The sequence below is a fragment of the Microbacterium sp. lyk4-40-TSB-66 genome (genome assembly GCF_030209475.1).
Lineage (GTDB): Bacteria > Actinomycetota > Actinomycetes > Actinomycetales > Microbacteriaceae > Microbacterium.
The window spans coordinates 388,083-401,141 of the sequence record NZ_JARVRW010000002.1 but is presented as its reverse complement, the minus strand read 5'-3'; the positions used below and the strand labels follow the sequence as shown (position 1 = coordinate 401,141).

Annotated in this window: 11 protein-coding genes; 8 read left to right on the top strand and 3 right to left on the bottom strand. The window is 71.4% G+C overall.

The features are described from left to right. The first annotated feature begins 2 nt into the window (after positions 1 to 2). Genes QRO03_RS03975 through QRO03_RS03965 form a run of 3 tightly spaced genes read left to right on the top strand, consistent with a single transcriptional unit; the run spans position 3 to position 1,989 of the window. Complete coding sequence (locus QRO03_RS03975) at positions 3 to 452, top strand: FAS1-like dehydratase domain-containing protein (protein ID WP_285136220.1); 450 nt, start codon at positions 3 to 5, stop codon at positions 450 to 452. After that, on the top strand, positions 449 to 853 hold the full coding sequence (locus QRO03_RS03970; RefSeq protein WP_285136219.1) for a MaoC/PaaZ C-terminal domain-containing protein: 405 nt from the start codon (positions 449 to 451) through the stop codon (positions 851 to 853). The genes QRO03_RS03975 and QRO03_RS03970 overlap by 4 nt, the downstream gene beginning before the upstream one ends. Beyond that, positions 853 to 1,989 (top strand): UDP-N-acetylmuramate dehydrogenase, encoded by a 1,137-nt coding sequence (locus tag QRO03_RS03965; protein ID WP_285136218.1) that lies wholly within the window; start codon positions 853 to 855, stop codon positions 1,987 to 1,989. Before QRO03_RS03970 ends, QRO03_RS03965 begins: the two co-directional genes overlap by 1 nt. A gap of 266 nt (positions 1,990 to 2,255) precedes the next feature. Here the strand turns inward: QRO03_RS03965 and QRO03_RS03960 are convergent, their stop codons facing one another. Beyond that, positions 2,256 to 3,455, bottom strand: a complete 1,200-nt coding sequence (locus tag QRO03_RS03960) for a pyridoxal phosphate-dependent aminotransferase (protein WP_285136217.1) — start codon at positions 3,453 to 3,455, stop codon at positions 2,256 to 2,258. A gap of 125 nt (positions 3,456 to 3,580) precedes the next feature. Between QRO03_RS03960 and QRO03_RS03955 the strand changes: the two genes are divergently transcribed. Beyond that, a complete protein-coding gene (locus tag QRO03_RS03955; RefSeq protein WP_285136216.1) occupies positions 3,581 to 4,873 on the top strand; it encodes a chloride channel protein in 1,293 nt (430 codons plus the stop codon). 176 nt (positions 4,874 to 5,049) lie between these two features. Here QRO03_RS03955 and QRO03_RS03950 read toward each other — a convergent pair whose 3' ends face one another. After that, a complete protein-coding gene (locus tag QRO03_RS03950) occupies positions 5,050 to 5,808 on the bottom strand; it encodes an endonuclease domain-containing protein (RefSeq protein WP_285136215.1) in 759 nt (252 codons plus the stop codon). Between the two features lie 300 nt (positions 5,809 to 6,108). Next, positions 6,109 to 7,644, bottom strand: a complete 1,536-nt coding sequence (locus QRO03_RS03945) for a PucR family transcriptional regulator (protein ID WP_285136214.1) — start codon at positions 7,642 to 7,644, stop codon at positions 6,109 to 6,111. 92 nt (positions 7,645 to 7,736) lie between these two features. On the opposite strand from QRO03_RS03945, the gene gabT reads away from it, so the two are divergent. From gabT to QRO03_RS03925, 4 genes are all read left to right on the top strand, one after another. Beyond that, complete coding sequence (gabT, locus tag QRO03_RS03940) at positions 7,737 to 9,086, top strand: 4-aminobutyrate--2-oxoglutarate transaminase (protein WP_285136213.1); 1,350 nt, start codon at positions 7,737 to 7,739, stop codon at positions 9,084 to 9,086. 103 nt (positions 9,087 to 9,189) lie between these two features. Continuing rightward, a complete protein-coding gene (locus QRO03_RS03935; RefSeq protein WP_285136212.1) occupies positions 9,190 to 10,644 on the top strand; it encodes a flavin monoamine oxidase family protein in 1,455 nt (484 codons plus the stop codon). Continuing rightward, positions 10,641 to 11,513, top strand: a complete 873-nt coding sequence (locus QRO03_RS03930) for a universal stress protein (RefSeq protein WP_285136211.1) — start codon at positions 10,641 to 10,643, stop codon at positions 11,511 to 11,513. Before QRO03_RS03935 ends, QRO03_RS03930 begins: the two co-directional genes overlap by 4 nt. Further along, on the top strand, positions 11,510 to 13,057 hold the full coding sequence (locus QRO03_RS03925; RefSeq protein WP_285136210.1) for an APC family permease: 1,548 nt from the start codon (positions 11,510 to 11,512) through the stop codon (positions 13,055 to 13,057). The genes QRO03_RS03930 and QRO03_RS03925 overlap by 4 nt, the downstream gene beginning before the upstream one ends. Positions 13,058 to 13,059: the final 2 nt, after the last annotated feature.

Sequence of the window (13,059 nt, the reverse complement as noted above, 5' to 3'; positions counted from 1 at the left end):
GGATGCCCGTGAATCCCGAACTGGTCGGTCGCGCCTTCCCGCCGACCGCACCGTATCTGGTCGGTCGAGAGAAAGTGCGCGAGTTCGCGCGCGCCGTCTTCGCCGACGCCCCGCAGCACGTCGACCCCGAAGCGGCCCGTGCGCTCGGCTACGCCGATGTCGTCGCGCCCCCGACGTTCGCCATCGTCATGCAGGACATCACCCTGCAGCAGATGCTGGCCTACCCGGAATCGGGCATCGAGCTGTCGCGCGTCGTCCACGCCGAGCAGCGCTTCCGGTATTCACGCCCGATCGTCGCCGGCGACGAGCTCGTCGCGACCCTGTCGGTCGCTGGCGTCCGCGCGATGCGCGGCAACGCCATGGTCACCATGGAGGCGGAGGTCGTGGATGCCGACGGCGGACACGTCGTGACCACCACCAGCATTCTTCTCGTGGGGGATTCCGACGCATGAGCGACTTCACCGTGGGCCAGATCATCGCCGAACGCTCCGTGCACCTGACGCGCGAGTCGCTCGTGCGTTACGCGGGGGCGTCGAACGACTTCAACCCCATCCACTACAACGACGACGTCGCCTCGGCCGTGGGTCTGCCGGGCGTGCTCGCGCACGGAATGCTCACGATGGGCATCGCCGTCGGCATCGTCTCCGACGCGCTGGGCGACCCCGCTCGCATCGCGGAGTGCGGTGTGCGCTTCACCCGGCCCGTCGTCGTCGACACCGAGACCGGCGCCGACATCCACGTCAGCGCCGAGGTCGCCTCCGTCGACGACGAGACGGCGCGCATCGACCTCACCGTCCGGTTCGCCGACACCTCCGTGCTCGGCAAGGCGCAGGTCCGGGTGCGGGTGAGCTGATGCCCGAGGTCGCCCCGATCCCGCTGTCGCGACTGACGACCCTGCGCACAGGAGGGGAGCCCGCCCGCCTCATCGACGCGCACTCCGCCGACGAGCTCGTCGCCGCCCTTCGCGAGGTGTGGGCCGACGGCGAGCCGTGGTTCGTGCTCGGGGGCGGGTCCAACATCTTCGTCGACGACGAGCCCTTCGAGGGCACCGTCATCCGCGTCAGGTCGACCGGCATCGAAGAACTCCCCGGGTCGCACGACGACGCCGTACGCCTGCGGGTGCAGGCCGGACACGATTGGGATGCACTCGTCGCCGAGACCGTCGAGCGCGGGTTCGCCGGCATCGAGGCCATGTCGGGGATCCCCGGCACGGTCGGTGCGGCGCCGGTGCAGAACATCGGCGCCTACGGGCAGGAGATCGTGCAGACCCTCGTCGAGGTGGAGCTGATCGATGAGGCGAGCGGCGAGGTGTCGGTCGTTCCCGCCTCCGACCTCGGCCTCGGGTTCCGCACCTCCGTCCTCAAGCAGCACTACGGCTCCACGCCCGCGCGCTCCGCCGTCATCCTGTCGGTGACGCTCGAGCTCGCGCGCGTCGGCGACGGCGAGCGTCCGATCGCGGGCGAGCAGCTGCGCTCCGCTCTGGGACTGGATGCCGCCGACACGGTGTCCCTGCGCTGGATCCGCGATCACGTCCTCGCCACGCGTTCGCGCAAGGGCATGGTCCTCGACGCCGAAGACCCCGACACGTGGAGCGCCGGCTCGTTCTTCCAGAACGCCATCGTCTCCGAGGCGTTCGCCCGGACGCTCCCCGCGGAGTGCCCGAAGTGGCCCCTGTCGCCGGAGCTCGACCCGGTCAGGGTGATCCCGCTGGCCGCGTTCGACGGCATCCTCCCACCTCCCCCCGTCGAACAGCGCGAGGTGAAGGTGAGCGCAGCCTGGCTGATCGAGAACGCCGGGCTCTCGCGCGGGTTCCGCTTCCCGCGTTCGCGCGCAGGCCTCTCGACCAAGCACACACTCGCCCTGACCAACCGTGGCGAGGCCACGGCCGCGGAGATCGCCGAACTCGCGCGCTTCGTGCAGAGCCGGGTGGCGTCGGAGTTCGGCCTCGTGCTGCAGCCCGAGCCCGTTCTTGTGGGCGTCGAGCTCTAGCCCTCGCCCCCCGCCCCCGCGCGAATCGCCAGGTCTTGTCGCTTCGGAGGCCGCCTGAGCGACGATCCTCGGCGACTCACGCGGGGGGTTTCGTCAGGAGACGGCGAATGCGCGCGAGGAGCGCGGGGGTGTCGTCGAAGTCGCGGGCGGTCACCACGGTCATCCGGTAGCCGAGCGATTCCAACTCGGCGCGGCGCGACTGGTCTTTACTCCATCGGCGGGCGTCGCCGATTGTCGGCCACTCACGGGCGGGGGGAGGGGGGAGTTCAGGCGAACAGGCGCTGGAGGCGCTGCACGCCCTCGAGCAGCTGCTCGTCGCCGAGTGCGTACGACAGGCGCAGGTACCCGCTCGGGCCGAAGGCCTCACCGGGCACCACGGCGACCTCGGCCTGCTCGAGGATGAGGTCGGCGAGCTCCAGCGACGACGTCGGGGTCACACCACCCCATGAGCGGTTCAGCAGTCCCTGCACGTCGGGGTAGACGTAGAACGCGCCGAGCGGGTTCGGCACCTCGACGCCGTCGATCTTCGACAGCTCCGACACGATCAGCTGGCGGCGGCGGTCGAACGCGAGACGGAACTGCTCGACCTCGTCCTGCGGGCCGTTCAGGGCTGCCGCCGCGGCACGCTGGGCGACGTTGTTGACGTTGCTCGACAGATGCGACTGCAGGTTTGCGGCGAGCTTCATGGCATCCGCCGGTCCCACCATCCAGCCCACGCGCCATCCGGTCATGGCGTAGGTCTTGGCGACGCCGTTCAGCAGGATGGTCTGCTCGGCGAGCTCGGGAACGGCCTCGACGATCGACACGGCGCGGACGCCCTCGTAGGTGAGGTTCTGGTAGATCTCGTCGGTGATGACCCAGATGCCGTGCTCGAGGGCCCATCGGCCGATCTCTGCGGTCTCTTCGGCGGTGTACACCGAGCCGGTCGGGTTCGAGGGGGAGACGAACACGAGCACGGTCGTCTTGTCGGTGCGGGCCGCTTCGAGCTGGGCGACGGTGACCTTGTAATCCTGGTCGGCGCCGGCGAACACCTCGACCGGCGTGCCGTCCGCCAGCGCGATGGCCTCGGGATAGGTCGTCCAGTACGGAGCCGGCAGCAGCACATCGTCACCCGGGTTCACCACGGTCTGGAACGCCTGGTACACCGCCTGCTTGCCGCCGTTGGTCACGATGACCTGCGACGGGGCGACCTCGAGGCCGGAGTCGCGGAGCGTCTTGGCCACGATCGCCTCGCGCAGCACCGGGAGACCGGCGGCGGGGGTGTAGCGGTAGTTCGCCGGGTTCTGCAGCGCCTCGGCGGCAGCATCCACGATGAACGAGGGGGTCGCGAAATCGGGCTCTCCCGCCGCGTAGGAGATCACCGGGCGACCGGCGGCCTGGAGTGCCTTGGCCTTGGCGTCGACCTTGAGGGTCGCGGACTCGGCGATGGCGGACAGCTTGTGGGAAAGAGGAGCACGGGAAGTCACGGACCCGAGCCTAGTGTTCCCATCCCGGCGCGCCGAGGGTCGGATCGCCGAGCCCACCCCCGGGGCGTCACGCCGTCAGGTCAGCGCGCCATCAGCGCGACACACGGGTCGGTTACCGTGAGCGGGTGACAGCGCCCACCACGCCCCTCCGCTCCCGACGTCGGGGGTTCGGCTCGCTCGTCCGGCTCGGCGCCGCAACGGCCCTGGTGGGCGTCGGCGCGGGTCTGGCCGTGCTGCTGCTCGTCTGGATCGTGCACAGCCTCGAGCATCTCGTGTGGGGCCACGAGGAGGGGCCGTTCCTCGACGGTCTCGCCCTCCCCGACCCCTGGTGGTTGCCGATGGTCACGGTGGGCGGCGCCGGTGTCGTCGCCGCCGTCGGGTGGTACCTGCTCCGTCGGTTCGGCCGGCGCCTCGCCACGGTCGAGCAGGGCGTCGACGGGGCACGGATGCCGTGGTGGGAGACCCTCGTCGACACCGTCCTGCAGGTGGGGTCGGTGGCGATGGGGGCGTCGATCGGCAAGGAGGTCGCGCCCCGTGAGCTGGCGGCGATGGCGGGGTCCAAGGTCGTGCGGTGGTTCCGTCTGGACGCCCGGTGGTGCCGGATCCTCATCGCCTCGGCCGCCGGGGCCGGTCTCGCCGCCGTCTACAACGTGCCCCTCGGCGGTGCTCTCTTCGCCATCGAGATCCTGCTCGCGCAGTTCAGCGTCGGGGCGGCGGTGGTCGCGCTCGCCGCCAGCTCGATCGCGACCCTCGTCGCCCGACCGCTCGTCGGCGACGGATCGTTGTACTCCGTGGCATCCGTCGAGGTGAACGCCTCGCTGATCGTCGCCGCGATCCTCATCGGGCCGCTGATGGGATGGGGGGCATCGAGCTTCTCCACCGTGACCAAGACGCTCGCGCGGTTCCGCCCCGAAGGCTGGAGGCTCCTAGTTGTCCTGCCCGTCGCGTTCGCGGCCGTCGGGGCGCTCGGTGCGGCCTTCCCGCTCATCCTCGGCAACGGTCGCGCCTTGGCGGCCGCCGGTTTCGACCTGTCGCAGCCCGCGCTCCTGCTCATCGCGCTCGCTCTCATGAAGTACGTCGCGACCACCGTCTCGCTCGGTGCCGGAGCCATCGGCGGCACGCTGCAGCCGTCTGTCGCGATCGGCGGGGCACTGGGGGCGGCGGCGGCCGCGGGGTGGGCGTTCGTCTGGCCGGGAGCAGATGGCACGGCCCTGGCGATCGTGGCGGCCGCCGCCTTCCTGGCATCCACGATGCGTGCGCCCTTCACCGCCATCGCGCTGGTCATCGAATTCACCGACACCGGTTTCACCCTGTTGGTGCCGATCTTCCTCGCCGTCGCCGGTTCGCTCGCGGCCTCGCGACTGACCTCGCGCGAGAGCCTCCGGCGTTTCGCGCCGATCGATCCGGCGCGGGCCTAGAGCTGGGTGATCCAGCCGCCGGGTCGTCTGTCGCCGGGCGGGTAGCTCCGGTGCACGACGGCGGGTCGTTTCGGCGACACGCCGTTCGGGATGCCGGTGGGCCGGAGTGTCGGCAGATTCGTCCGCCGTTGTGCCCGGCGGCCCGGCTCAGGGGAGCGGAGGCCGCGCGTGCGGGGTCATTGGGCGAGGTGCAGGCCGCGGTCGACGTGGGCGAGGATGGCGAGCTCGACGGTCTCCCAGTCGTGGACGACGAGCGCGTAGTCGAAACGCAGCGTGACGAAGCCCCATGCCGCGGCGTGGGCGTCCCGCCGGAGATCGCGGTGTCTATCTGATGGTCGATCGTGATGCGGCGCGCCGTCGACCTCGACGATCAGCGCGTCTCCGATCAACAGATCGACCCGCCCCACCGACACGATCCCCACCTGCGTTCGCACCCTGAGCACGCGGTGCCGCAACCGCCATCGCACGAGGGATTCCAGCCCGCTGTCGGCGTCTGCTCGGGCGAACTCGAGCGCGGTGCGCCCGAGTTCATTCGTGTGTTCCCACAGCCACGTCCTCCCCGCGGCGCTCAGGATACGCCGACGGAGCGCCGACTCCACGGCGACGAAGAATTCCTCCACACCACGACACCGCAGGATCTGTCGGAGGATCCGCGGGACGGACGGTACGGCGAAGGGGGCGTCGACGACGGCGTCGTCCCAGTGCACGTCGCACTGGCACCCGTCATGCGCGTGCACGTGCCCGCCGCCGCGCATCCAGACGTGCGTCTCCTGCGCGTCGGCGAGCACCCACAGCCCGCGATGCCGTGCCGCCGTGACGCACGCGACGGCACCGCCGTGTCGGGCCGCGACGACGACCGGCGCGCACGCGCCCCTCGTCGCATAGACACCGCGTCGGAGATGAATCAGGTCGCCCGCCCCCGTGGCCGCGACCATGGCACTCCTCGACAGGCCGCCGGCACGAAGGTCGCGGAACGTCCGGATGCCATGCCCGCTCTCGCACATCCCACCAGAGTCCTCGCGGCATACCGGCCCCGTGCAGGGTACGGGCCAATCTGTGGATGCCGCGGGCCTGGGGAGGAGGCTGCCGGGGCCGCGTCACCGGTGGTGCACAACGGCGGGGCATTTCCGGGACACGCCGATGCGGGATGCCGAGGCGTCGGCGCGTCGCCGGTCGTTCCGCCGTTGTGCACGAGCCCCCGGGCGGCGCACTACCCCGGCGCCCCGCCCGCCCGACTACTCGACCAGCCGCAGCGCCGCCCACAGCTCCGCGCGGGCGGCGAACGACGACAGATCCCGTTCGGACACCCGTTCGGCCTGGGCGATGCGGGCGCGCACCGTGTGGCGGTGGATGCCGAGAGCGTGCGCCGTCGCCTCGTGCGAGCAGTCGTTCGCGAGCCAGGCGTCGAGCGTGGCGACGAGCGCGGAACCCTGCTCGGCGTCGTGGAGGCGGAGCGGAGCGAGGCTCCCCGCGGCGACCGTCCGTGCCGCCTCGGACCCGAGCGCGGCGATGAGGCCCGCTCGGGCGGTGTCGGCGAAGTCGGCGACGCCGGGCGTGGACACCCGATCCCGTGCGGTGCGCGCCTGGGTGAGGGCGCGTGAGAACCCGTCGTAACCGGTCGTGGCAGAGCACCCGATCACCGTCTCGAACCGTTCGGCGATCTCGGCGAGCAGCCCGCGTGCGCCGGCCGGCACCACGATGACGAGGCCGTCGTCGCCGCGGCCGAAGAACACCTCGCCGCGGTGCTCCTGCCCGCGTCGCTCGAGCCACTCGGTGAGGGCGGTGGAGCGGGCGGATGCCGCGGGGGTGAGGGCGACGACGACGGGAGGGGCGGGGAGCGGGCCGAGCAGATCACGCGCGGCGCGGCGCGCGAGCGCGGGGTCGTCGCCGAGCAACACCTGCACGAGGCCCGCGCGGAACATACCGACCGCCCGGCCGAGACCGTCCTGCTGCTCCAGCGCGAGCGCGGCCATCGCCACCACCGCGGTCACGACGCTGCGCGCTTCGTGGTCGAGGTCGGAGGATTCGATCGCGAGGGCGCCGCGGAGGTGCCCGCCGCGACCGAGCGTCTGCACGGTCACCGACGTGTCGGCGACGCGGATCGCGCCGGCGGCCCGGGTTCCCCGGCGCAGCATCGCGGTCACCTCGGCCGCGACGGCATCCACCGCCGCCGAGGCCAGGGTGCCCTCGGGATGGGCGTCGCGGAGGGCCCCCGCGGCATCGAACAATCCCACCCAGCACCCGAGCTGGCGCGACAGCTCGGCGAGGGTGGCCGAGAGACCGTCGGGGCGCAGGGCGGCGAGCGATACGGCCCGCTGGGCGGCGAGCGACCAGCTGCGGCGGGCGTAGGCATCGGCGGCGATCGCCTCGGCGCCGGCGCGGGCCACCGCGATGAACGGCGTGCGGTACGGCACCTCGAACAACGGCAGTCGTGCCGCCGTGCACGCGTCCACCAGTCCGGAGGGCATGCCGTCGCGCACGACCTCCGTGCCGAAGCCCAGGGCCCGCACGCCCCGGGCGACGAGGCGATCCACGTAGGCGCGGTAATCCGCGGCGTCGGCGTCGGCGAACTGCGTGCCGGTGGTCAGCAGCACGAGCCCCTCGCTGAGGAACGGGGTCGGGTCGGCCAGGTCGCTGGAATGCACCCAGCGCACCGGTCGGTCCATGCTGCCGGGCGCGAGGTCGTGCTCGTCGACGACGAGGCGCAGGTGCAGGTCGCGTCGCGCGAGCAGCGCGCGCAGGCTCGGTGGGGCGACCGCGGTGTCGGCCATGCTTCCTCCTGTACAAGACGTATACGGCGGTGCGAGCGACTGTACAGCCTGGAGAGTGCGGGCCGTGTCGCGCCGTCCGTAGCATCGCCGCCATGAGCCTCGACACCCTCCCCACCGTCGGCGGTCCGTCCCTCGCCCAGGAGCGCCGCCTCATCACCTCCATCCCCGGCCCCCGTTCGCAGGAACTGCTCGATCGCAAGGCCGCGGCTGTGGCATCCGGTGTCGGCCACACCGTCCCCATCCACGCGGTCGCCGCGGGCGGCGGGGTCGTCGTCGACGCCGACGGCAACTCCCTCATCGACCTCGGCTCGGGCATCGCCGTCACCAGCGTCGGCAACGCCCATCCCGCCGTGGTCGCCGCCGTGCAGGAGCAGGTCGCCGCCTTCACCCACACGTGCTTCATGATCTCGCCCTACGACTCCTACGTCGCCGTCGCCGAGGCGCTGAACCGCCTGACGCCGGGGGACCACGCCAAGAAGAGCGCGCTGTTCAACTCCGGCGCCGAGGCCGTCGAGAACGCCGTGAAGATCGCCCGCAAGTACACGGGACGTCAGGCCGTCGTCGCTTTCGACCACGCCTACCACGGCCGCACCAACCTCACGATGGCGCTGACCGCGAAGAACATGCCGTACAAGAGCGGCTTCGGCCCGTTTGCGGCGGAGGTCTACCGCGCGCCCCTGTCCTACCCGTTCCGCGACAGCCTGTCGGGCCCCGAGGCCGCGGCCAAGGCCATCTCGCTCATCGAGAAGCAGGTCGGCGCCGACAACCTCGCCGCCGTCATCATCGAACCCATCCAGGGCGAGGGCGGCTTCATCGTGCCCGCCGACGGGTTCTTGAACGCGATCGTGGACTGGTGCCGCGACAACGGGGTCGTCTTCATCGCCGACGAGGTGCAGTCGGGCTTCGCCCGCACCGGAGCGATGTTCGCCAGCGAGCACTTCGGCATTGTCCCCGACCTGGTCACCACCGCCAAGGGCATCGCCGCGGGTCTGCCGCTGGCGGCCGTGACGGGGCGAGCCGAGATCATGGATGCCACTCACACGGGCGGCCTCGGTGGCACGTACGGCGGCAACCCGGTGGCGTGCGCCGCGGCTCTGGCATCCATCGACGCGTTCGAGAACGAGGGCCTCATCGAGCGGGCCCAGCAGATCGGCGACCTGCTGAAGGGCCGGCTCCACGACCTGCAGGCGGGCGACCCCCGTATCGGAGACGTGCGCGGCCACGGCGCGATGATCGCCGCCGAGTTCGTCGAACCCACTACCGGCGCGCCCGACGCGGCCCTGACCGCCGCCGTCGCGAAGGCGTCGATCGCGGAGGGCGTCATCGTCCTCACCTGCGGCACCTACGGCAACGTCATCCGGTTCCTGCCCCCGCTGTCGATCGGCGACGAGTTGCTGAACGAGGGCCTCGACGTCGTGGCGGCAGCGCTCGCCCGCAGCTGACGACCGTCCCGGCGGCGGACCCACCGCCGTCGGGACGAGGGCCCCGCCGACCCCGATCGGCCCCGCAGAACACACAGACGTGAACGAGAAGGAAGAAGAGCCCATGGACGAGATCACCCGCGATGTGGTCGTCATCGGAGCCGGCGCCGCCGGACTCACCGCCGCCAACAAACTGCGCAAGGCAGGCCTCTCGGTCGCCGTCCTCGAGGCGCGCGACCGTGTCGGCGGGCGTCTGTGGACCGACGTGATCGAGGGGGCGATGCTCGAGCTCGGTGGGCAGTGGGTGTCTCCCGACCAGCAGGCGCTCATCGACACCGTCGCCGACCTGGGCCTGTCGACCTACAGCCGCTATCGCGAGGGCGACAGCGTCTACGTCGGCGCCGACGGCGAGGCGAAGCGCTTCACGGGGGAGATGTTCCCGGTGGCGGAGTCGACCGAGCGGATCATCGACGAGATCACCGCGCGGCTGGATGCCATGGTGGCCGAGATCGACCCCGACAAGCCGTGGGAGCACCCCCGCGCCGCCGAGTGGGACAAGGTCTCGTGGGACGCATGGCTCCGCCAGCAGACCGATGACGACGAGGCCGTGCGCAACCTCGCGTTCGCCACGGGCTCGGCGATGCTCACCAAGCCCACGCACACCTTCTCGCTGCTGCAGTCGCTGCTCATGGCGGCATCCGCGGGGTCGTACTCGCACCTCGTCGACGCCGACTTCATCCTCGACAAGCGCGTCGCCGGCGGCCTCCAGCAGGTGCCCGAGCTGCTCGCCGAGCGTCTCGGCGACGACGTCTTCCTGAACCAGCCGGTGCGCCGCATCGTGTGGGGTGCCGAGTCGGCCACGCCGGATCGCCCGGCCGACACGGGCCGGCGGGTCGCGGACCTCCGCGCGCTGACCGCCCGCGTCGAGGCCGCGGCATCCTCCTCCGACGGCGTCACGGTGATCGCCGAGGGCGTCACCGTGCGCGCACGCTTCGCCATCCTCGCCCTGGCCCCCGTGCTGTACTCGCGCATCTCGTTCGAGCCGCCGATGCCGCGCCTGCAGCACCAGATGCACCAGCACATCTCGATGGGCTTCGTCATCAAGGTGCACGCGGTGTACGAGACGCCGTTCTGGCGCGAGCAGGGACTGTCGGGTACGGCATTCAGCCCCTACGAGCTGTGCCACGAGGCCTACGACAACACCAACCACGGAGATGAGCGGGGCACCCTGGTCGGCTTCGTGTCCGACCAGAACGCCGACGACCTGTTCCGCCTGAGCGCGGAGGAGCGCAAGGAACGCATCCTCGAGTCCCTGTCGCACTACTACGGGCCCGCCGCGAAGGCACCCGTCGTCTACTACGAGAGCGACTGGGGCACCGAGGAGTGGACCCGCGGCGCGTACGCGGCGAGCTTCGACCTCGGAGGCCTGCACCGTTACGGCGCCGACCAGCGCCGGCCCGTGGGCCCGATCCACCTCGCGTGCAGCGACATGGCCGGGGCGGGTTACCAGCACGTCGACGGGGCGATCCGGCAGGGACACCGCGCCGCCGACGAGATCCTCGAGCGGACGCGCGGATGAGCGGCGACCGCGTCGTCGTCGGCTACGCGGCCACCGACGCGGGCGCGGACGCCCTCGCGCTCGGGGCGCGCCTGGGCGCGGCGCTCGACGCCCCCGTGCACGCCGTCGTCGTGCTTCCCTCGGCCGAGGGCAACGTCTCGATCCCGACCGATGCGTCGTACGAGCGTCTCGTGGAAGACACCGCCCGCGGGTGGCTGCGCGACGCGCTCGCGTCGTTCCCCGGCATCCGGGGTCACGTCCGACACGCTTCCGCCGTCTCGGACGGTCTCGTCGCCGCCGCGGAGGAGTTCGACGCCGGCGTCATCGTGGTCGGCACCGGCGGGGGAGGCCCGCGCGGTCGTCACCGCCTCGGCACCACCGCCGAGGAGCTGGTGCACTCCGCTCCGGTCCCCGTCGCGCTCGCGCAGGAAGGGGCGCGCGGGATCGACCCGGGCGTCGGCCTTCCGCGGGTCACCGCCGCGATCGGCACCCGCCCGGGCGCCGGCGTGCTCCTCCACACCGCCGCGACCGTCTCGCGTCGCACCCACGCGCCGCTCCGGCTGCTCTCCCTCGCCGGCGTCGACCTGCCGAACCGCGTCGATGCCGGCCTCACCCGCCTCACCGGCCAGACGCACGCCGCGAGCGTGCTGGACGCTGCGCGCGCGACGCTTCCCCCCGAAGTGCCGGCCGAGGCCGTCGTCGGCACGGGCAGCGACATCGAGGACGCCGTCTCGCACATCGAGTGGCAGCCCGGCGAGATCGCACTGGTCGGATCGAGCCGCCTCGCCCAGCCCCGTCGCCTGTTCCTCGGCTCCACCGCGGGGCGGATCCTGCGCGCCCTGCCCGTCCCGATGATCGTGGTGCCCCGCACCTCGGAGGCCTCGTCATGACTCACGCAAGCCCGGCGCCCGACAGCGCCGTCACCACCGGCATCTCCAACAAGGGCCTTCGCGTCGGCTCGATCGGCATGATCGGCGCCGTCGTCATCGGCATCTCCACCATCGCCCCGGCGTACACGCTGACCGGCGCCCTCGGCCCCACGGTCTCGGCCGTCGGGTTCCAGGTGCCGGCGATCATCCTCGTCGGCTTCATCCCGATGCTGCTGGTGGCGCTCGGCTACCGCGAACTGAATTCCCGGATGCCGGATGCCGGGACCTCGTTCACCTGGGCGGCGCGGGCCTTCGGCCCCTGGGTGGGCTGGATGGCGGGCTGGGGCCTGGTCGCCGCCACCGTGATCGTGCTGTCGAACCTCGCCGGTATCGCGGTGGACTTCCTCTTCCTCCTCATCGCGCAGATCAGCGGCAACGCGGAGATCGCCGAACTCACGCGGGTCGTGCCGATCAATATCGCGGTGTGCCTGCTGTTCATGTTCCTGGCGACGGTGGTGTCGTACCGCGACCTGCAGACGACGCAGCGCCTGCAGTACGGCCTGGTCGGCTTCCAGATCCTCGTGCTGCTCGTCTTCGCCGGCGCCGCCGTGGTCGAGATGATGAGCGGCAACGCCTTCGATGCGAGCCCCGTGCAGGCGTCGTGGTTCAACCCGTTCGAGGTGGAGTCGTTCAGCTCGTTCGCCGCGGGCCTGTCGCTGTCGATCTTCATCTTCTGGGGGTGGGACGTCATCCTCACCATGAACGAGGAGACGAAGGACCCCGACAAGACACCGGGTCGCGCCGCCACCGTCACGGTGTTCCTCATCGTGGCGCTGTACCTGTTCATCGCGGTCGCGCTGCTGATGTTCGCGGGCAACGGCACCGGCGAGCTCGGACTCGGCAACGAGGACATCCAGGAGAACGTCTTCTTCCACCTCTCCGGTCCCATCCTCGGCCCCCTCGCGTTCCTCGTGTCCCTCGCCGTCCTCACCAGCTCGGCATCCTCGCTCCAGGCCACTTTCGTGGGGCCGGCGCGGACCCTGCTGGCCATGGCGCACTACGACGCCCTGCCGAAGAAGTTCGCGAAGGTGAGCCCGCGGTTCTTCACCCCCGGCTACGCCACGATCGTGTCGGCCATCGTCGCCTCGGCCTTCTACGCGATCATGCGCGTGCTGAGCGAGAACGTGCTGACCGACACCATCACGGCGCTGGGCGCGATGATCTGCTTCTACTACGGCCTGACGGCGTTCGCGTGCGTCTGGTACTTCCGCAAGCAGTGGTTCGACTCCGCCCGCAATGTGCTGCTCACCCTGCTCGCCCCGCTCGTGGGAGGCGCCATCCTGGCCGTGCTGTTCGTCACGACCCTGATCGACAGCGCCGACCCCGAGTACGGGTCGGGGTCGAACATCGGCGGCGTCGGACTGGTCTTCGTCATCACCGTCGTCATCATCGTCACCGGCATCGTGCTGATGGTGCTGCAGCGCGTGGCGAGCCCCGCCTTCTTCCGCGGTGAGACCCTGGGTCGGGAGGCACCCGCCAGTGCCCGCCGCCGCCGTACGTCCTGACA

Excerpts from the sequence above, each read along its gene's own strand:
- QRO03_RS03970 (WP_285136219.1), top strand. The coding sequence starts at position 449 with ATGAGCGACTTCACCGTGGGCCAGATCATCGCCGAACGCTCCGTGCAC.
- QRO03_RS03945 (WP_285136214.1), bottom strand. The coding sequence starts at position 7,644 with ATGGCCGACACCGCGGTCGCCCCACCGAGCCTGCGCGCGCTGCTCGCG.
- QRO03_RS03930 (WP_285136211.1), top strand. The coding sequence starts at position 10,641 with ATGAGCGGCGACCGCGTCGTCGTCGGCTACGCGGCCACCGACGCGGGC.
- QRO03_RS03950 (WP_285136215.1), bottom strand. The coding sequence starts at position 5,808 with ATGGTCGCGGCCACGGGGGCGGGCGACCTGATTCATCTCCGACGCGGT.
- QRO03_RS03975 (WP_285136220.1), top strand. The coding sequence starts at position 3 with ATGCCCGTGAATCCCGAACTGGTCGGTCGCGCCTTCCCGCCGACCGCA.
- QRO03_RS03925 (WP_285136210.1), top strand. The coding sequence starts at position 11,510 with ATGACTCACGCAAGCCCGGCGCCCGACAGCGCCGTCACCACCGGCATC.
- QRO03_RS03935 (WP_285136212.1), top strand. The coding sequence starts at position 9,190 with ATGGACGAGATCACCCGCGATGTGGTCGTCATCGGAGCCGGCGCCGCC.
- QRO03_RS03965 (WP_285136218.1), top strand. The coding sequence starts at position 853 with ATGCCCGAGGTCGCCCCGATCCCGCTGTCGCGACTGACGACCCTGCGC.
- gabT (WP_285136213.1), top strand. The coding sequence starts at position 7,737 with ATGAGCCTCGACACCCTCCCCACCGTCGGCGGTCCGTCCCTCGCCCAG.